We start from the raw sequence: 17,828 nt of genomic DNA, 5'->3' as shown, positions 1-17,828 counted from the left end.
GTCGAGCGGGACGGGCGGGCGGGCACCGGTGCGGTGGGTGAACATCCCGCGGAGCGTCATGAGCTGTGCCGCCTGGGAGTCGGCCATGTGGGTGTACTCGCGGAAGATGTCGTACCGGCGCGTCTTGGTCGCGTGCTGGAGCTTGAAGACCGTCTCCGGGTTGAAGAGGTGCGGCGAACCGTCGCGACGCCACTGGTACTCACCGCCGGACTGCAGGCGCTCGTGGGCCGTCGATGCGGCGTCCTCGGGGTACGCGTACCGGTGACGCTTCGCGTTCTCCTCGGCGATCACCTCGATGCCGACACCGCCGAGCTTCGTCTCCGTGCCGGTGAAATAGCTGTCGACGAGCTGCTGGCTCAGGCCGACGGCCTCGAAGGCCTGTGCTCCGGCGTAGGAGGACACCGTCGAGATGCCCATCTTCGACATGATCTTGAGCACGCCCTTGCCGAGCGCCTTGATGACGTTCTTGACGGCCTGCTCGCGGGTGACGCCCTGGATGAGGCCGCTGCGGACGAGGTCCTCGCAGCTCTCCATGGCCAGGTACGGGTTGATGGCGGAGGCGCCGTAGCCGATGAGCAGCGCGACGTGGTGGACCTCGCGCACGTCGCCGGCCTCGACGACGAGCCCGACCTTCATCCGGTTCTCGGCGCGGATGAGGTGGTGGTGCACGGCGGCGAGCGAGAGCAGCGACGGGATCGGCGCGAGGTCGGAGTTCGAGTCACGGTCGCTCAGGACGATGAACTCCGAGCCTGCGAGGATCGCCTGGTCGACCTCGTCGCACATCTCGCGCAGGCGTGTCTCGAGTCCGGCCGAGCCGTCCTCGACGCGGTAGAGCGCCTTGACGGTCGTCGTCAGCGGGCTCGCCGGGTTCGGGTCGATGTGCTGGATCTTGGCGAGCTCGTCGTTGTCGATGACCGGGAAGTCGAGGACGACCTGCTTGGCGTGCTCCGGACCCCAGGAGAGGAGGTTGCGCTCCGGGCCGAGCCCGAGCTTCAGCGAGGTGACGACCTCCTCGCGGATCGAGTCGAGCGGCGGGTTGGTGACCTGGGCGAACTGCTGCACGAAGTAGTCGAACAGCAGCCGAGGGCGGTCGGAGAGCACCGCGATCGGGGTGTCCGACCCCATCGCGCCGAGCGGCTCCGCACCGTTCTGGCCCATGGGCTGCAGGAGGATGCGCACCTCCTCCTCGGTGTACCCGAAGGTCCGCTGGCGGCGGGTGACGGATGCCGGCGTGTGCACGATGTGCTCGCGCTCCGGCAGGTCGCTCAGGTTGATGCGTCCGGCGTCGAGCCAGTCGCCCCAGGGTGCCGAAGCCGAGAGCTCGTCCTTGATCTCGTCGTCCTCGATGATCCGCCCGGCCTCGGTGTCGACGAGGAACATCTTCCCGGGACGCAGGCGGCCCTTGCGCTTGACCCGGCTCGGGTCGACGTCGAGGACGCCGATCTCGCTACCCAGGACGACGAGACCGTCGGTCGTCTCCAGCCACCGACCGGGACGCAGGCCGTTCCGGTCCAGGGTCGCGCCGACGAGTGAGCCGTCCGTGAAGGTGAGGGCGGCCGGGCCGTCCCACGGCTCCATCTGCATGGAGTTGAACTCGTAGAAGTCGCGTCGCTCCTGCGACAGCCCGGTCTGCTTCTCCCAGGCCTCGGGGACCATCATCATCATGGCGTGCGGGAGGGACCGTCCGGTCAGCGTCAGCAGCTCGAGGACCTCGTCGAACGAGGCGGAGTCGCTCGCTCCGGGCGTGATGATGGGGAGCAGCGGGCGGATGTCGCCGATGAGCTCGGACTCGAGCTGCGACTGCCGCGCGCGCATCCAGTTGCGGTTCCCCTCGACCGTGTTGATCTCGCCGTTGTGCGCCATCATGCGCAGCGGCTGGGCCAGCGGCCAGGACGGGAACGTGTTGGTGGAGTACCGCGAGTGGACGATGGCGAGCTTGGTCGCGAACCGCTCGTCGGACAGGTCGGGGTAGAACGGTTCGAGCTGGAGCGTCGTGACCATGCCCTTGTAGACGAGCGTGCGGCTCGACAGGGAGATGAAGTACGCCCCGAGCTCGCGCTCCGCCCGCTTCCGGAGCCGGAAGGCGAGTCGGTCGAGGGCGATCCCGGTCGGCGTCGAGGCTCCGGACCCGGTGACGAACAGTTGCTCGAACGCCGGCATGGCGGCACGGGCGAGCTTCCCCAACTCGTCGGGGTCGACCGGCACCTCGCGCCAGCCGAGGACCGTGAGTTCCTCCTCGGCGGCGATCGCGGCGATGCGGGTCTGGAGCTGTGCGCGCTCGGAGGCGTCGGTGGGCAGGAAGGCGATGCCCACGGCGTACGAACCGAGCGGCGGCAGCTCGAATCCGGCGACGCCGCGCAGGAAGGCGTCGGGCATCTGGGTGAGGATGCCCGCGCCGTCGCCGGTCCCGGCGTCGGAACCGATCGCGCCGCGGTGCTCCAGGTTGCGAAGCGAACCGAGGGCCGCGTCGATGATGCTGTGCGAGGCCTCGCCCGTCAGGGTCGCGACCATCGCCAGGCCACAGGCGTCCTTCTCGTTCGCCGGGTCGTACATGCCCTGCTTGGGCGGAACCGAGCTGAACGAAGCGTACGGTGCATGCGCCATGGAATTACCGTCCTCACGAAAGGGGATCAGAAGGGGGACGTCGCTGGCCCTGGGACGAAACGGGTGATGGATCCCCTGCTGAGCCGGGATCCACCGGGCCGACGAGGGTGCGTTCAGCCTAGGAGCGAGAGCCGGTCTTGCTTGTGGCGACCGTGGCTTCGGACGACGGAGTGGATGACGCAGTGCGGTCTGATCCGTCGGCATCGTCGTCGGCGGAGGCACTGCGCAGCCCCAGGTTCTCCGCGTCGGTGTCGTAGTAGTCTACCGCAGCCTTCGGACCGGCCCAGGAACGGCCGGGGACGTACGGCGACGGCTCCGCACCCGTGTGGCGACGCGACTGGATGACGATGATCGCAAGTCCGACGACGATCGCGAAGATCGCGGCCCAGACGTTGGCGCGGATGCCGAAGAGGTACTCGCTCGGGTCGATCCGGATGGTCTCCCAGACCGTGCGACCGGCTCCGTACCAGATGAGGTAGACACCGAACAGGCGGCCCCACTGCGGGTTGAAGCGGTGTCCGATCCAGAGGATGACGGCCACCCCCAGCAGGTTCCAGATGATCTCGTACAGGAACGTGGGGTGGAAGAGCGTGCCGGCGGGCAGACCGATCGGGAACGCGGGGTTGCTGGCCTCGATCTCGAGGCCCCAGGGCAGGTCCGTGGGGAGCCCGTAGAGCTCGTGGTTGAAGTAGTTGCCGAGGCGACCGAACGCCTGGGCGAGCAGCAGGCCGGGCGCGAGGGCGTCGGCGAAGGTCCAGAACCGGATCCCCGTCATGCGGCAGCCGATGTACGCGCCGACCGCTCCACCGATGAGCGAACCGAAGATCGCGATGCCGCCCTCCCAGATGTAGAGCGTCCGCAGGAGGTCCGCACCCGGGTAGAAGTAGTCGCCGGGGTGGGTCAGGACGTGGAAGATCCGCGCACCGATGATCCCCAAGGGGATGGCCCACAGGATGATGTCGAGCACGATGCCCGGCTCGGCACCGCGCTTCGTCAGCCGCCGGGAGGTGAGGATGGTGGCGGCGATGATCCCGGCGATGATGCAGAGCGCGTACATGTGCACCGTGAACGGGCCCACGCTGAAGGTCGCGATGTCCGGGTTCGGGCTCGGGATGCTGAGGGGTGCAATCACTGCAGTGGTCGCCTTTCGTTACGAACTCTGATCGAGTGTAGGGCTTTCAGCATCGCGGACGTGCTGAGGATACCCTCAGCGGGCGGTGCCGGCCGCGAGTGAACGGGCGACCTCAGTGATCGCCGGGACACCACCGTCGGCGAGGGCTTTGACGAACACGGATCCGACGATGGCTCCGTCGGCGTACTCGAGGACCGAGCGGACCTGCTCCGCGGTCGAGATGCCGATGCCGACGCACGCGTGCTGTGCCCCGGCCGTGCGGAGCCGACCGACGAGGGTCTTCGCGGCGGCGTCGAGGTCCTGCCGGGCGCCGGTGATGCCCATCGTGGAGACGGTGTAGACGAAGCCGCGGGAGTGTTCGGTCACGAGCGACAGGCGCTCGTCGCTCGACGTCGGGGCTGCGAGGAAGACCCGGTCGAGGCCGTGTCGTTCGCTGGCGTCGAGCCAGTCCGCGGCGGCGTCGGGGGTGATGTCGGGCGTGATGAGCCCGGCTCCCCCGGCCGCTGCGAGGTCGGAGGCGAACCGTTCGACGCCGTACTGCAGCACCGGATTCCAGTACGTCATGACGAGGACCGGGACGTCCACGGCGGCGCGGATGGCGCTGATCGCCGTGAAGACGTCGCGCAACCGGAACCCCTCCGCGAGAGCCGTCATCGTCGCGGCCTGGATGACCGCTCCGTCCATGACGGGGTCCGAGTAGGGCACGCCGAGCTCGAGGACGTCGACGCCGTTCTGCGCGAGGGCGATGGCGGCGTCGATGCTTGTCTGGAGGTCGGGGAACCCGACGGGGAGGTATCCGATGAGGGCGCCGCGGCGGTCCACGGAGGCCGCGTCGATCGCCGAAGCGACCGGTGAGACCGTCGTGTGGCCGGTGGCCGGGGCGGTCATGCGTTCCGCCCGGCTTCGTCGAGGAGCCCGAAGTAGGTCGCAGCCGTCTCGACGTCCTTGTCTCCGCGCCCGGAGAGGTTGATCAGGATGGTCGCCTCGGGGCCGAGCTCCTTGCCGAGGACGATTGCCCCGGCAAGCGCGTGTGCGGACTCGATCGCGGGGATGATGCCCTCGGTGCGGCTCAGGAGCCGGAAGGCCTCCATCGCCTCGGCGTCCGTCGCAGGGACGTACGTCGCCCGCCCGGTGTCGGCGAGCCAGGCGTGCTCCGGTCCGACGCCCGGGTAGTCGAGCCCGGCGGAGATCGAGTGGGACTCGACGGTCTGGCCGTCGTCGTCCTGCAGGACGAAGGTGCGGGCACCGTGGAGGACGCCCGGACGACCGCGGCCGATGGACGCGGCATGCCGTGGGGTGTCGACGCCGTCGCCGGCTGCCTCGACCCCGTAGAGCGCGACGTCCGCGTCGTCGAGGAAGGCGTGGAAGATCCCGATCGCGTTGGAGCCGCCGCCGACGCAGGCGACGACCGCGTCCGGGAGTGAACCGTTCAACTCGAGGAGCTGTGCGCGGGCCTCTTCGCCGATGATCTTCTGGAAGTCGCGCACCATCACGGGGAACGGGTGTGGGCCCGCCGCGGTGCCGAAGATGTAGTTCGTCGTCTCGACCGAGGCGACCCAGTCGCGGTACGCCTCGTTGATGGCGTCCTTGAGGGTCCGCGATCCGGTCGTCACGGGGATGACGGTCGCGCCGAGGAGTCGCATCCGGGCGACGTTGAGCGCCTGGCGTTCGGTGTCGACCTCGCCCATGTAGATCGTGCAGTCGAGGCCGAAGAGTGCGGCCGCGGTGGCCGTGGCCACACCGTGCTGACCGGCCCCGGTCTCGGCGATGACGCGGGTCTTGCCGATGCGCTTCGTGAGGAGCGCCTGGCCCAGGACGTTGTTGATCTTGTGCGAGCCGGTGTGGTTGAGGTCCTCGCGCTTGAGGAAGATGCGCGCGCCGCCCGCCGATGCGGCGAAGCGTGGCACCTCGGTGATGATCGACGGGCGGCCGGCGTAGTCGCGGAGCAGCGTCGTGAGCTCGGCCTGGAAGCTCTCGTCGGCCTTGGCGGCCTCGTAGGCCGTCGCGAGTTCGTCGACCGCGGCGATGAGCGCCTCAGGCATGTAGCGTCCGCCGAAGTCGCCGAAGAACGGGCCTGCCTCGTCTCGGAGGTGCGTCGATTCCGCGTGGGCGGGGGTGGCTGGTGACATGGTCATGCGGTGGCTCCCAGGAACTGTTCGAGGGTGGCGACGGGGTCGCCGGTGACGAGCGCCTCGCCGACCAGGACGACGTCGGCGCCGTCACGTCGGTAGGCGGCGACGTCGGCGGCGCGGAGCACGGCGGACTCGGCCACCTTGACGGCGTCGGCGGGGAAACGGTCGGTCAACGATCCGAAGAGGTGTTGGTCGAGTTCGAAGGTGCTGAGGTTCCGCGCGTTGACGCCGATGAGCCGGGCGCCGATGTCGCTCGCCCTCGACAGCTCATCGGCTGAATGGGTCTCGACCAGCGGCGTCATGCCGAGCTGCACGACGAGCTCGTGCAGCGACGACAGCGTGGCCTGATCGAGTCCGGCGACGATCAGGAGGACCAGGTCGGCGCCGGATGCCCGGGCTTCGAACACCTGGTACGGCAGGGAGATGAAGTCCTTCCGCAGGACCGGGATGCGGATCGAAGCCCGGACGGCCTCGAGGTCCTGCAGCGAACCACCGAACCTCCGGCCCTCGGTCAGCACACTGACGGCGCTGGCACCACCCTGCTCGTAGAGCGAGGCGAGGAGCGCCGGGTCGGGGATGTCGGCCAACGCGCCGCGTGACGGGCTGGACCGCTTGACCTCGGCGATGATCTTGACCTGGTCGGCCGGGGCGAGCGCAGCGAGGGCGTCGATGGCCGGAGGGGCCTCGACGGCAGCGGCTTCGACGACTGCAGCCGGACGGCCCGCGAGGCGCCCGAGGGCGTCCTCCTTCGCGCCGGCCATCAGGTCGGCGAGCATGTTCAGTGCTCTTTCGCCACGGTCTTGGACCCACCGACGCCGTACCCCGCCTTGGCGAGGACACCGCCCGTGATCCACCCGAGGAGGAGGAGGCCGGCCGACGCCCACACGAGGACGGGCATGTCGAGCCAGAAGAAGACCGTACCGGCGGCGAACGCGACCAACATGATGATCACGGCCGTCCAGGCGGCGGGCGAGTGTCCGTGGCCGGGGTCCGAGGGGTCGGTGCTCATGGTTCTCCTTCTGTGCGAGTGCGGGTTCCAGTGTACCGGCAAGCGGTGCGCGGTTCCGTGCGTGGGCCACGAGTTCCCAGGTGGCCCGGGGCGCCGTCGTGGGTCGGCGGAGCGGTCAGCGCGTCGGGTCGTCGCCGCGGCTGAGGTCGTCCCAGGCGCCCACCGGGTCGGTGCTCGGGGCCGTCTCCACCTGGGTGAACCGGACCGCCTGGTACTTCTTCGACGGACCGGGCCACCGGCGGTGGGTGAGCACGGTCGCGAGTCCGGCGAGGCCGAGCACGACGCCGAGCATCAGGGTGATCGCCGGCCACGCGGTGAGCGTGGTCGCCGCGACGAGGTCGATGGTCGACTGACTTCCGGCCACGCCCGTGGCCTCGGTCACGGCCGCCGCGCCCGCGGTCGCCGGCGAGGCGAGCACCGCGATCGACGAGATCATGACGCAGGCGCCGATCACGGCCTCCAGCAGGCCGAGGATGATGCGGAACACCGGCCCGGCGATCGCCAGCGCTGCGACGAGGGCGAGACCGGCCAGGGCGAGTGCGGACAGAGCGGGAGCGGCGACGGAGCCGACCACGTCGAGCGCGCCGGAGTGTGGGCCGACGCCGACGAGGCTGATCGAGAGCCAGGTCTGGGTCCACGCCGCGAGGATGAGCGCGTCGGCGAGGACGGCGGTGACGAGGAGCAGGGTCTTCAGGCGGCGCTGACGACTGCGGAGAGCCCTGGACTCGAGCTCGTCAGCCTCGGACGGTTCGTCGGGCTTCGGCGGCTCCACCGGTCCGGACTGGGGTGCTGCAGTGCTCTCGGTCATGCTCCAACTCGATTCATGGTGTCGGCGTCGGTGCTGCGACGACGTCGAGGCTCCGGCCGTCGAAACAGCTGCGCGTGCCCGTGTGGCAGGCGGCACCGTGCTGATCGACCTCCACCAACAGGGTATCCCCGTCGCAGTCGTAGGCGAGCGCCCGGACGAACTGCACGTGGCCGGAGGTGTCCCCTTTGCGCCAGTACTCCTGTCGTGACCGGGACCAGTAGGTGACCCGACCCTCGGTCATCGTCCGGCGGACGGCCTCGGCGTCCATCCACCCGAGCATGAGCACCTCGCGGGAGTCCCACTGCTGCACGATCGCGGGCAGCAGGCCATGCGCGTCGAAGGTGAGCTGCCCGATCGCGGTCTCCGGGTCGGCGCCCACCGGGATGGTGATGTCCGCGCTCATGCCCGCACCGTCCAACCGGCGTCGGCGAGTTCCTGTTTGACCTGGCCGATCGTCAACTCGCCGTTGTGGAAGACGCTCGCGGCGAGGACGGCGTCGGCACCCGCGGCGATCGCGGGTGGGAAGTCGGCGAGGCGGCCTGCTCCCCCGGACGCGATGACCGGAACCCGGCTGATCTCGCGCATGGAGCTGATGAGCTCGGTGTCGAACCCGGCCTTGGTGCCGTCGGCGTCGATCGAGTTCACCAACAGCTCGCCCGCACCGCGTTCGATCGCCTCGGCGGCCCAGGCGAGCGCGTCGAGCTCGGTCTCTCGTCGGCCGCCGTGTGTCGTGACGATCCATCCGGATGCGCTGCCGACGTGTCGCTTCACGTCCAGGGACAGGACGAGGACCTGAGCGCCGAAGCGGTCGGCGATCTCCCCCAGCAACTCCGGCCGGGCGATCGCGGCGCTGTTCACGCCGACCTTGTCCGCCCCACTGGCCAGGAGCCGGGAGACGTCCTGGGTCGAGCGGACCCCGCCGCCGACCGTGAGCGGGATGAAGACCTGCTCGGCGGTGCGGCTGACGAGGTCGTAGGTGGTGTCGCGTTCGGCGACGGTGGCTGTGACGTCGAGGAAGGTCAGTTCATCGGCGCCCTGTTCGGCATAGCGCTTCGCGAGCTCGACCGGATCGCCGGCATCGCGGAGGTCGAGGAAGTTGACGCCCTTCACGACGCGCCCGTCGGCGACGTCGAGACAGGGGATGACTCGGGTGGCGAGTGACACGGAGGCCTCCGCAGGGCGACTGGGGCGGGTGATGATGGAGGGGCGACTCAGAGTCGGGCGGCGTGGATGGCCGTGACGAGGATGGCGCGTGCGCCGAGCTCGTAGAGGCGGTCCATGACGTCGTTCGCGTCGCCGCGGGGGATCATGACCCGGACCGCCACCCACTCTGGGTCGCGGAGCGGCGAGATCGTCGGCGACTCGATGCCACCGGCGACGGCGGTCGCCTGCTCGAGCAGCCGGACCGGGAGGTCGTAGTCGACGAGCACGTACTGCCGCGCGACGAGCACGCCCTGCAGGCGGCGGATGAGCGTCGCCGTGGTGGGCTTCGTCTCCGGCGACGCGATGAGCACGGCGGTGGAGTCGAGGATCACCGGGCCGAAGATGCCGAGGCCGGCCTTCCGGAGGGTCGTGCCGGTGGACACGACGTCCGCCACCGCGTCCGCGACCCCGAGCTGGACCGCCGACTCGACCGCACCGTCGAGGTGGACGAGCGTGGCATCCACACCGGCGTCGCGGAGGAAGTTGCCGACGAGGCCGGGGTAACTGGTGGCGACGGTCTTCCCCGCGAGATCGGAGAGCTCGGAGAACTCGTCGGCCGGACCGGCGAAGCGGAACGTCGAGCCGCCGAAGCCCAGCTCGGCGAGTTCGGTGGCGGCGGAGTGCGAGTCCAGGAGCAGATCGCGCCCCGTGATGCCGATGTCGAGGGCGCCGGAACCGACGTAGGTCGCGATGTCGCGCGGACGGAGGTAGAAGAACTCGACGTCGTTCCGTGCGTCGACGACGTGGAGCTCCTTGGTGTCGCGACGGGTCGCGTAGCCGGCCTCCTGCAGCATCTCGACGGCGGTCTCGGACAGCGAGCCCTTGTTGGGCACGGCGACTCTCAGCATGGGGTGACTTTCGTGTTGTGCGACGGTGTCTCGACAGGGTGATCAGGAGGCGCGGCGGATGCGCCGCGACGAGCTCCTACAGATGTCGGTAGACGTCGGCGGGGGTGAGCCCCTTCGCCACCATCATCACCTGCACGTGGTAGAGCAGCTGGGAGATCTCCTCGGCCGTCTCGGTGTCGCTCTGGTACTCGGCCGCCATCCAGACCTCGGCGGCCTCCTCGACGATCTTCTTCCCGATGCCGTGCACACCCGTGTCCAGTTCGCGGACGGTGCCGGAACCCTCCGGCCGGGTCTCGGCCTTCAGGCGCAGCTCGTCGAACAGCTCGTCGAAGGTCTTCACGTGCTCCAGGGTACCGGTTCCGGGCGGCGGTGCGCACCGCGGACGCGCTCGACCGGCCCGCCGGGTCAGTGGGTGTGCGTCGACGCCTCGGCGGCGGCCCGGAGGAGCGCGATGTTCGACGCCGGATCGGAACCGCTGTAGACCGCCGACCCCGCGACGAAGGTGTCCGCGCCGGCGGCGGCAGCGATCCCGATCGTGTCCGCGGAGATCCCGCCGTCGACCTGGAGCCAGACGTCGAGACCGGTGCGCGCGACCTCGGCTGACAGCGCCTGCAGCTTCGGCATGGTCTCCGGCATGAACGCCTGTCCGCCGAACCCCGGCTCGACCGTCATGACGAGCACCTGGTCGAACTCCGGCAGGAGTTCCAGGTACGGCTCGATGGGCGTGCCGGGCTTCACGGCGATCCCGGCGCGTGCCCCGATGGAACGCAGGCGTCTGGCGAGGGCGACGGGGTCGCTGGTGGCCTCGGCGTGGAACGTCACCGAGTACGCCCCGAGCTCGGCGTAGCCGGGAGCCCATCGATCGACGTCCGAGATCATGAGGTGGACGTCGAGCGGGACCGGAGACACGTCCTGGATGCGACCGACCATCTGCGGACCGAACGTGAGGTTCGGGACGAAATGGTTGTCCATGACGTCGACATGGACGAGGTCGGCGCTCGCGATCCGCTCCAGGTCGGCCTGGAGGTTCACGAAATCGGCGGACAGGATGCTCGGGTTGATGCGCGCGGACATGTGCTCGAGCCTATCGATCGACAGCGGGTCCGGCCGACTCCGCAGGCTTGCGAAGGAGGGCGATGTACATGGCGTCGGTGCCCTGGCGGTGCGGCCAGAGCTGGACCGCGCCGCCGGGTGCCGCGGCGTCGAGCGGTTCGGTCGTGACCTGGTCGAGCACCGCGGAGGTGTCGAGCCGCTCCATCCCGGGATGGGCTCGCAGGGCGCTCTCCACGATCAGTGCCGTCTCGCCGACGTGCGGCGAACACGTCACGTACGCCACGATCCCGCCGGGAGCGAGCGCGGTGATGGCGGCATCGAGCAGTGAGCCCTGCAGACGGGTCAGCTCGGAGACGTCCTTCGGCGTCTTCCGCCACCGCGCCTCCGGTCGTCGTCGCAGCGCGCCGAGCCCGGTGCACGGGGCGTCGAGGAGGATGCGGTCGTAGGTCCCGGGATGCGCTGCCGCGAGTGTCGTGCCGTCGGCGGTCGAGACCGACACGTCGAGCGGGATACCTGCGAGGGCGCGTTCCACGAGACGGGCCCTGGCGGGGACCAGTTCGTTCGCGTCGAGGCGTGCCTCCCCGGCGAGGGCCTCGGCGGCCAGCAGCGCCGCCTTGCCCCCAGGCCCCGCACAGAGGTCGAGCCATCGCTCGCCGGACCGGACCGGTACCGCCCGCGTCAGCGCGAGCGCCGCGAGCTGCGAGCCCTCGTCCTGGACGCGGAGGCGCCCGCCGCCGGTCCCGACGAGTTGTACCGGGTCGCCGCCGGCGCTGCGGAAGCCGTACGGCGAGAACCGGTTGGGTTCGGCGTCCTCGGGCCGGTCGGCGAGCCCCGGGAGTGCGATGAGGTTCACCTGCGGGGCGAGGTTGTCCGCGGCCAGCGCATCCTCGAGTTCGTCGCCGCGGTCCTGCAGATCGAGCGCCTGTCTGATGGCCCGAACGACCCACGCCGGGTGTGCGGTGCTCACGGCCAGGCGATCGGTGTCGTTCGTGGCCTCAGCCAGCAGGATCCGCTCCCACTCGGCGGGTTCGGTCCGCGAGATGGTGCGGAGGACGCCGTTGGTGAAGCCGGCTGCGGACCGTGAACCCGCGGAGCGGGCGAGCTCGACCGACTCGTTCACGGCGGCGTGGCCTGGGACGCGCATGGAGAGCAGCTGATGGGCTCCGAGCCGCAGGACGTCGAGGATCGCGTCGTCGATCTCGGTCACGGGACGCTTGGCAGCGTGCGCGATGACCCGGTCGTAGTACCCGCGTCGGCGGAGGGTGCCGTACGTCAGTTCGGTCGCGAGGCCGGCGTCCGCCGGACTCAACTTCGCCTCGGCCAGCCGGTGCGGCAGGAGGAGGTTCGCGTAGGCGTCCGAGGTGCTGACGGCGTGGATGACGTCGAAGGCCACTCGGCGTGCCGGCTGCACGGTCGCCGAGTCACGCGGACGCGTGGGACGCTGGCGTCCTCGACGGGGTTCCACGTCGCGGGGCCGTCGGTCGCGGCGTCGCTGGCCCTCGGGCTGCTGGCCGCTCACGCGGTGACCAACCGATCGGTTCCCGTGGACGCACCGCGCCACCAGTCGGCGGCCGGCATCGCCGTCCGTCCCGCCGGCTGCACCTCCAGGAGTTGCAACGGGGTGTCCGCCGTGCCGACCAGGACGAGGCCGTCGACGGACACGATCGTCCCGGGCGCCGGCGGATCCGTCGGCAGGGTCGACACGGGGACGGCGCGGTGCACCTTCACCCGCGCCTCGTCGAGGACGGTGAACGCGCCCGGCTCGGGGGTGACCCCGCGGATCTGCGACCACACGTCGGCGACGGGGCGGTCCCAGACGATCCGGCCGTCCTGGCCGTCGAGCTTCGGCGCGAGGGACACCTCGCCCTGCTGCGGGGCCGCGACCGCGGTGCCGGCGGCGATGGCGGCGACGACCTCGGCAGTGAGCGGTGCGCCGAGCTCGGCGAGCCGGTCGAGGAGCTCCCCCGACGTCTCGCCCTCGGTGATCGGCGTCTCCACGGTGGCGAAGACGTCTCCGGCGTCAAGAGCCGGCACGAGCTGGAAGACCGACGCGCCGGTGACCGCGTCCCCGGCCATCACGGACCGCTGGACGGGCGCCGCGCCGCGCCAGGCCGGCAGCAACGAGAAGTGTAGATTGATCCAACCGTGTGCCGGCGCGGACAGGAGGGGTTCACGGACGAGCCCGCCGTACGCGACGATCACGCCGAGTTCCGCACCGAGCGCGACGATCCGCGCCGTCGCGTCGTCGTCGAGACGTGCAGCGCGGATGACCGGGAGCCCGAGCCGTTCGGCGGCCGCTGCCACCGGCGACGGGGTCAGGACCCGCTTGCGGCCGAGCGGGGCGTCGGGTCGGGTCACGACGGCCGCGATCTCGTGCCCGGCCGAGACGAGGGCGTCGAGCGTCGGGACGGCGACGGCGGGGGTGCCGGCGAAGACCAGCCTCATGCGGTTCGGACTTCGTGGACGGGGTGGATCATGACAGCATCTCCGGATCGTCGAATCGTACTCTGAGTGTAGGCGGGGCTTTCGGCGCCCGCCTGCCGGGGGTCGGCCGTCGACGCTTCGCCGCCTGCGCGACGACGGTCGCCCGCAACTGCTCGGCGACCGCCCTGGCATGGCCGTAGTCGACCCGCAGGATCGCGACGCTGTCGCCCGCCTCGTCGACGGTCGGGCCGAGCACGCGGCTCCGGTACTCGGCGGGCAGCGCGGCGAGAGCGGCGTCGACGGCGTCGCGGGTGCCGGTGAGGGTCGCGCTCCGGACCGCGGGAGGGAACCCGAGCTCTCGGCGCTCGGCGAGCTCCTCGCTCGCGAACCGCGGTTGCTGCCAGAGGGCGAAGGCGTTCGCCACGGGGGCCTCGACGCCGATCAGCAGCACCGGCGCGCGTGGAGCGGCCAGGGCTGCGGCGTTCGACCACCACCGTAGGCAGTCCTCGGCGACACGGAGTGACTCCCGCGCCAGCATGCGGTCGGCGTCGACCAGGAGGACGGCGGCATAGCCGCCCGCTGCGACGGGCTCCGCGCCTCGGGTCGCGATCACCAGCGCCGGCTCCGGACCGACGTCGAACTTGGGGGCGTCGCCGTCCGACACCACGACCCGGTACCGGGGGAACGCCCGGCCCAGTTCTTCGGCGGTCCGGCCGGTGCCGGCGGCCGTGACACGGAACGCGGTGTCGTGGCAGGTCTCGCACGACCACCCTGCCGCGAGGTGACCGCACCACCGGCAGGAGGGCTGCGAACGGGCTGTGGCGAGTTGGAGTGGACCGTGGCACACCGAGCAGTGGGCCCTCGTCCCGCACCGTCGACAGGCGAGGTGCGGCGCGTACCCCGGCCGCGCGACCTGGACCAGCACGGGTCCGTGATGCAGCGCCTCGTCGACTGCGCGCCAGGCGCTCGACGGTATCCTCGCCTGGCTCGTCATGGCGTCGTCGCCGCTCGCCCGGGACACGACGACTCTCGGGCGTATCGGCGGGGTCGGTGCGACCTCGCGCAGCCAGCCGAGTTCGACGAGTCGCTGCGCCTCGGTACTGCGTGAGTGCGCGGCGAAGACGAGGGCGGAGCCGCTCATCTCCTGCCGGGTCAACGCGACGTCGCGGGCGTGCACATAGGGGGCGAGCTGCTCCTGGTGGAGGGGGTCGCCGTCGTCCCAGAGGGCGATGAGTCCGAGGTCGTGCGCCGGTGCATAGACGGCCGACCGGTTGCCGACGACGATCCGGGGCACCGTATGCAGGCCGTCCAGGTAGGCGCGGTAGCGAGCAGCCGGGGTCTGCTTCGCATCAGCCCTCGCGACCGCGGCACCGACACCGAGGTCGTCGAGCGCCGCCAGGAGGTGTTCGACGTCCCGGTAGTCGGGGACGCACAGGATCGCACTCCTCCCCTCGGACAGCTGGTTCACGGCGAGAGCCGCCAGCGTGAACGACCAGTCCGGGAGCCACACGCCCGCGCTCGTCGCGGTCAGGGTAGGGATCGCGCTGATCGCGTACCGCTCCCCCAGCGCGAGACGGTCGAGGGTGCCGGGGGCGTACCCCGGGACGGTGCGCCGCTCGACCGACGGAGGTTCCGGCGGGGTCGCGGCGGTCCAGGTCTTCTCGACCCGGACCTGTCGCGGCGGGATGGCGAGACGCAGGACGTCCATGGCGCTGCCGGCGCTGCGGTCCGCGACACGGCGTGCGAGCGTCCACAGGCTCGGGGTCAGGACCGGCACCGACGAGACGACCGAGCTCAAGGGGCTGAGCGCTCCGCCGAACTCGCTCGAGTCGGCGAGGTCGACGATGAACCCGTTCGCCGACCGACCCGCCGAGCGCAGCGGGACCGAGACGCGCGCGCCGAGCACGGCGTCGTCAGCCAGTTCGTCGGGGATGGCGTAGTCGAACAGGTGGTCGAGCTGTGGCAACGGGGAGTCGAGCACCACCCTCGCGACCCTCGCGCCGACCACGGCTACAGCCCGGCTGCTGACCGCAACGCCTCCACCCGGTCGAGACGCTCCCACGTGAAGTCGGGGAGCTCGCGGCCGAAGTGCCCGTACGCCGCCGTGGCGGCGTAGATGGGGCGGATCAGGTCGAGGTCGGCGATGATCGCGGCCGGACGGAGGTCGAAGACGTCGCGGATCGCGCGCGTGATGTCGGCCTCCGGCACATGGGCCGTCCCGAAGGTCTCGACGTAGAGTCCGACCGGCGCGGCCTTGCCGATGGCGTAGGCGACCTGCACCTCGAGACGTTCGGCGAATCCGGCGGCGACCGCGTTCTTCGCCACCCAGCGCATGGCGTACGCGGCCGAGCGGTCCACCTTCGACGGGTCCTTCCCGCTGAAGGCCCCACCGCCGTGTCGAGCCGCTCCGCCGTAGGTGTCGATGATGATCTTGCGTCCGGTGAGACCGGCGTCGCCCATCGGGCCACCGACGACGAAGATGCCGGTCGGGTTGATCAGGTGCGTCACGTTCGAGCTGTCGAGCTCGACCGTCGCGAGGACCGGTTCGATGACGTGACGCTGGACGTCGCGGCGCAGCTGCTCCGTGGAGACACCCGGATTGTGCTGCGTGGAGACCACGACCGTCTCCACGGTCTTCGGGAGGAAGCCGTCGTACCCGATGGTGACCTGGGTCTTGCCGTCCGGGCGCAGGTAGTCGAGCTGGCCGGACTTGCGTACCTCGGCGAGTCGCTCTGCGAGACGGTGCGCGATCCAGCTGGGCAGCGGCATGTACTGCGGCGTCTCGGTGGTCGCGAACCCGAACATGATGCCCTGGTCGCCGGCGCCCTGGAGGTCGTAGGCGTCGACGCTGGACTGCTCGCGGGACTCGAAGGCATGGTCGACTCCGGCGGCGATGTCGGCGGACTGCGAGCCGATCGACACGCTCACGCCGCAGGAGTCGCCGTCGAATCCGATGTCGGACGAGGTGTAGCCGATGGACCGGATGCGCTCGCGGACGATCGTCGGGATGTCGACGTAGCCGCTCGTGGAGACCTCACCGGCGACATGGACGAGCCCGGTGGTGACGAGCGTCTCGACGGCGACTCGACTGCGCGGATCCACCTCGAGGAGCGCGTCGAGGATGCTGTCCGAGATCTGGTCGCAGATCTTGTCGGGATGCCCCTCGGTCACGGATTCGGAGGTGAACAGGCGCAGCTCGGTCATGCGGTCTCCCGTCGGAAGTGGTGATGCGATGGTGGAGGGATCGGCCGTCGTGGTGTTCCGGGGCCCGACCGTTGATCACTCTAGTCGAGGCCTCGGACACGTCGTCCGCCTGTGACGCAGGGCGTCGCGGTGGTGGGAACGGGCCCGACACGACGAATCCGCCGGTCGTCTGGCGCCCGGCGGATTCGTCGTGGTGAAGCGTTATTCGGCGATCGGCTTGATCTGGAGCTTGTCCTCGTTGATCTCGTGCATCGCGATCGAGAGCGGCTTGTCCTCGACGGACGAGTCGACCAGCGGCCCGACGTTGTCGAACAGGCTGCCCTCGTGGAGGTCGGCGTAGTAGTCGTTGATCTGGCGCGCGCGCTTGGACGCGAAGATCACGAGTGCGTACTTGGACTCGACCTTGGTGAGCAGGGAGTCGATGGGCGGGTCGATGATGCCCTTGAGCTTGTCAGCCATGCAGGTTCACACTCCTCGTGTGGTTGTGTTCGGGGAAGATCGGATCGATGCGGGGTGCGCGTCGGACGTCAATCCCCGTGAATCTTCATCAAGTCTACGACCTCTTGGGCCGCGCGGGCCACGTCGTCGTTGACGACACGGTGGTCGAACTCGTCCGCGGCGGCCAGTTCGACCTTCGCAGTACGCAGTCGGCGCTCCCGTTCCTCCTCGTCCTCGGTGCCCCGTCCGACGAGTCGACGGACCAGTTCGTCCCAGCTCGGCGGCAGCAGGAACACCAGGGTCGCCTCCGGCATCGCCTCCCGGACCTGCCTGGCGCCCTGGATGTCGATCTCGAGCAGCGCGCTGTCGCCGGCTGCGAGCGCACGTTCGATCGGCTCGCGTGGCGTGCCGTAGCGGTACGCGTTGTGGACCGTGGCGTGCTCGAGCAGGCGGTCGCCCTCGATGAGGCCGTCGAACTCGTCGTCGGTCACGAAGTAATAGTTCACTTCGTGCTGCTCCCCAGGCCGCGGCTTGCGCGTCGTGGCCGAGACGGAGAGGTGCACCTCCGGGTAGTGGTCGCGGATGTACGCGGCGACCGTCCCCTTGCCGACGGCCGTCGGACCGGCGAGCACGACGAGTCGGCTGCGCGCCGTGCCCGGGTAGCGCTCTGCGATGAAGGCGCGGAGGCGATCCCGCTGCAGTCGACCGAGACCGCCGAGGCGCTTGACCGAGGAGATACCGAGCGATTCGAGGATCCGCCCGAGTTTGGTGACGCCGACACTCGGGATGCTGAGGAGGTACTCGGTGATGCGGATGCCGCCCTCGATGCCGTCCGGATCGGCGGTCGCGGCGTCGAGCACCTCCAACGGGGTGCGGGCGCCGGAGGCGATGGAGGCCTTGACGGTCGCGCGGGCGCGACGTTTGCGAACGGCCTCACGTGACGCGGCGGCCCGGTCGACCTCCGGCATGTTCC

18 protein-coding genes are annotated in these 17,828 nt (G+C 70.3%); all 18 read right to left on the bottom strand.

What is annotated here, in order from left to right:
- Positions 1 to 2,604: glutamate synthase central domain-containing protein (locus A4X17_RS01410; protein ID WP_304440856.1), on the bottom strand; the 2,604-nt coding region annotated here is incomplete at its 3' end.
- 118 nt (positions 2,605 to 2,722) lie between these two features.
- The gene (lgt, locus tag A4X17_RS01405; RefSeq protein WP_064293855.1) at positions 2,723 to 3,736 is read right to left on the bottom strand and encodes a prolipoprotein diacylglyceryl transferase; all 1,014 of its coding nucleotides are present in this window, start codon (positions 3,734 to 3,736) and stop codon (positions 2,723 to 2,725) included.
- A 75-nt stretch (positions 3,737 to 3,811) separates the two neighbouring features.
- Positions 3,812 to 4,624 carry a tryptophan synthase subunit alpha gene (gene trpA / locus A4X17_RS01400; protein WP_064293854.1) on the bottom strand — a complete coding sequence of 271 codons (813 nt, stop codon included), beginning with the start codon at positions 4,622 to 4,624 and terminating at the stop codon, positions 3,812 to 3,814.
- On the bottom strand, positions 4,621 to 5,871 hold the full coding sequence (gene trpB, locus A4X17_RS01395; protein WP_369808438.1) for a tryptophan synthase subunit beta: 1,251 nt from the start codon (positions 5,869 to 5,871) through the stop codon (positions 4,621 to 4,623). Before trpB ends, trpA begins: the two co-directional genes overlap by 4 nt.
- On the bottom strand, positions 5,868 to 6,644 hold the full coding sequence (trpC, locus tag A4X17_RS01390; RefSeq protein ID WP_064293852.1) for an indole-3-glycerol phosphate synthase TrpC: 777 nt from the start codon (positions 6,642 to 6,644) through the stop codon (positions 5,868 to 5,870). Before trpC ends, trpB begins: the two co-directional genes overlap by 4 nt.
- A 2-nt stretch (positions 6,645 to 6,646) precedes the next feature.
- Positions 6,647 to 6,877: a DUF6704 family protein gene (locus A4X17_RS01385; protein WP_064293851.1), complete on the bottom strand. Its 231-nt coding sequence runs from the start codon at positions 6,875 to 6,877 to the stop codon at positions 6,647 to 6,649.
- Positions 6,878 to 6,992: 115 nt separating this feature from the next.
- A complete protein-coding gene (locus A4X17_RS01380; protein ID WP_082915831.1) occupies positions 6,993 to 7,685 on the bottom strand; it encodes a Trp biosynthesis-associated membrane protein in 693 nt (230 codons plus the stop codon).
- Positions 7,686 to 7,698: 13 nt separating this feature from the next.
- Positions 7,699 to 8,088 (bottom strand): phosphoribosyl-AMP cyclohydrolase, encoded by a 390-nt coding sequence (hisI, locus tag A4X17_RS01375; protein WP_064293850.1) that lies wholly within the window; start codon positions 8,086 to 8,088, stop codon positions 7,699 to 7,701.
- Positions 8,085 to 8,849 (bottom strand): imidazole glycerol phosphate synthase subunit HisF, encoded by a 765-nt coding sequence (gene hisF, locus A4X17_RS01370; protein ID WP_064293849.1) that lies wholly within the window; start codon positions 8,847 to 8,849, stop codon positions 8,085 to 8,087. The genes hisI and hisF overlap by 4 nt, the downstream gene beginning before the upstream one ends.
- Before the next feature lie 47 nt (positions 8,850 to 8,896).
- On the bottom strand, positions 8,897 to 9,736 hold the full coding sequence (gene hisG, locus A4X17_RS01365) for an ATP phosphoribosyltransferase (RefSeq protein ID WP_064293848.1): 840 nt from the start codon (positions 9,734 to 9,736) through the stop codon (positions 8,897 to 8,899).
- Positions 9,737 to 9,812: 76 nt separating this feature from the next.
- The gene (locus tag A4X17_RS01360) at positions 9,813 to 10,076 is read right to left on the bottom strand and encodes a phosphoribosyl-ATP diphosphatase (protein ID WP_064293847.1); all 264 of its coding nucleotides are present in this window, start codon (positions 10,074 to 10,076) and stop codon (positions 9,813 to 9,815) included.
- Between the two features lie 65 nt (positions 10,077 to 10,141).
- Positions 10,142 to 10,810, bottom strand: coding sequence for a ribulose-phosphate 3-epimerase (gene rpe, locus A4X17_RS01355; RefSeq protein WP_064293846.1), 669 nt, complete (start codon positions 10,808 to 10,810; stop codon positions 10,142 to 10,144).
- Positions 10,811 to 10,820: 10 nt separating this feature from the next.
- On the bottom strand, positions 10,821 to 12,308 hold the full coding sequence (locus A4X17_RS01350) for a transcription antitermination factor NusB (RefSeq protein WP_082915830.1): 1,488 nt from the start codon (positions 12,306 to 12,308) through the stop codon (positions 10,821 to 10,823).
- Complete coding sequence (gene fmt, locus A4X17_RS01345) at positions 12,305 to 13,234, bottom strand: methionyl-tRNA formyltransferase (protein ID WP_064293845.1); 930 nt, start codon at positions 13,232 to 13,234, stop codon at positions 12,305 to 12,307. Before fmt ends, A4X17_RS01350 begins: the two co-directional genes overlap by 4 nt.
- A gap of 28 nt (positions 13,235 to 13,262) precedes the next feature.
- Positions 13,263 to 15,197 carry a primosomal protein N' gene (locus A4X17_RS01340; protein ID WP_231884259.1) on the bottom strand — a complete coding sequence of 645 codons (1,935 nt, stop codon included), beginning with the start codon at positions 15,195 to 15,197 and terminating at the stop codon, positions 13,263 to 13,265.
- A 26-nt stretch (positions 15,198 to 15,223) separates the two neighbouring features.
- On the bottom strand, positions 15,224 to 16,417 hold the full coding sequence (metK, locus tag A4X17_RS01335) for a methionine adenosyltransferase (protein WP_064293843.1): 1,194 nt from the start codon (positions 16,415 to 16,417) through the stop codon (positions 15,224 to 15,226).
- 201 nt (positions 16,418 to 16,618) lie between these two features.
- The gene (gene rpoZ / locus A4X17_RS01330) at positions 16,619 to 16,876 is read right to left on the bottom strand and encodes a DNA-directed RNA polymerase subunit omega (RefSeq protein WP_056005756.1); all 258 of its coding nucleotides are present in this window, start codon (positions 16,874 to 16,876) and stop codon (positions 16,619 to 16,621) included.
- A 68-nt stretch (positions 16,877 to 16,944) separates the two neighbouring features.
- The gene (gmk, locus tag A4X17_RS01325; protein WP_064293842.1) at positions 16,945 to 17,823 is read right to left on the bottom strand and encodes a guanylate kinase; all 879 of its coding nucleotides are present in this window, start codon (positions 17,821 to 17,823) and stop codon (positions 16,945 to 16,947) included.
- Between the last annotated feature and the right edge of the window lie 5 nt (positions 17,824 to 17,828).

This window comes from Plantibacter sp. H53 (assembly GCF_001650455.1).
Taxonomy (GTDB): Bacteria; Actinomycetota; Actinomycetes; order Actinomycetales; family Microbacteriaceae; genus Plantibacter; species Plantibacter flavus_A.
This window is presented reverse-complemented; position numbering and strand designations above follow the sequence as displayed.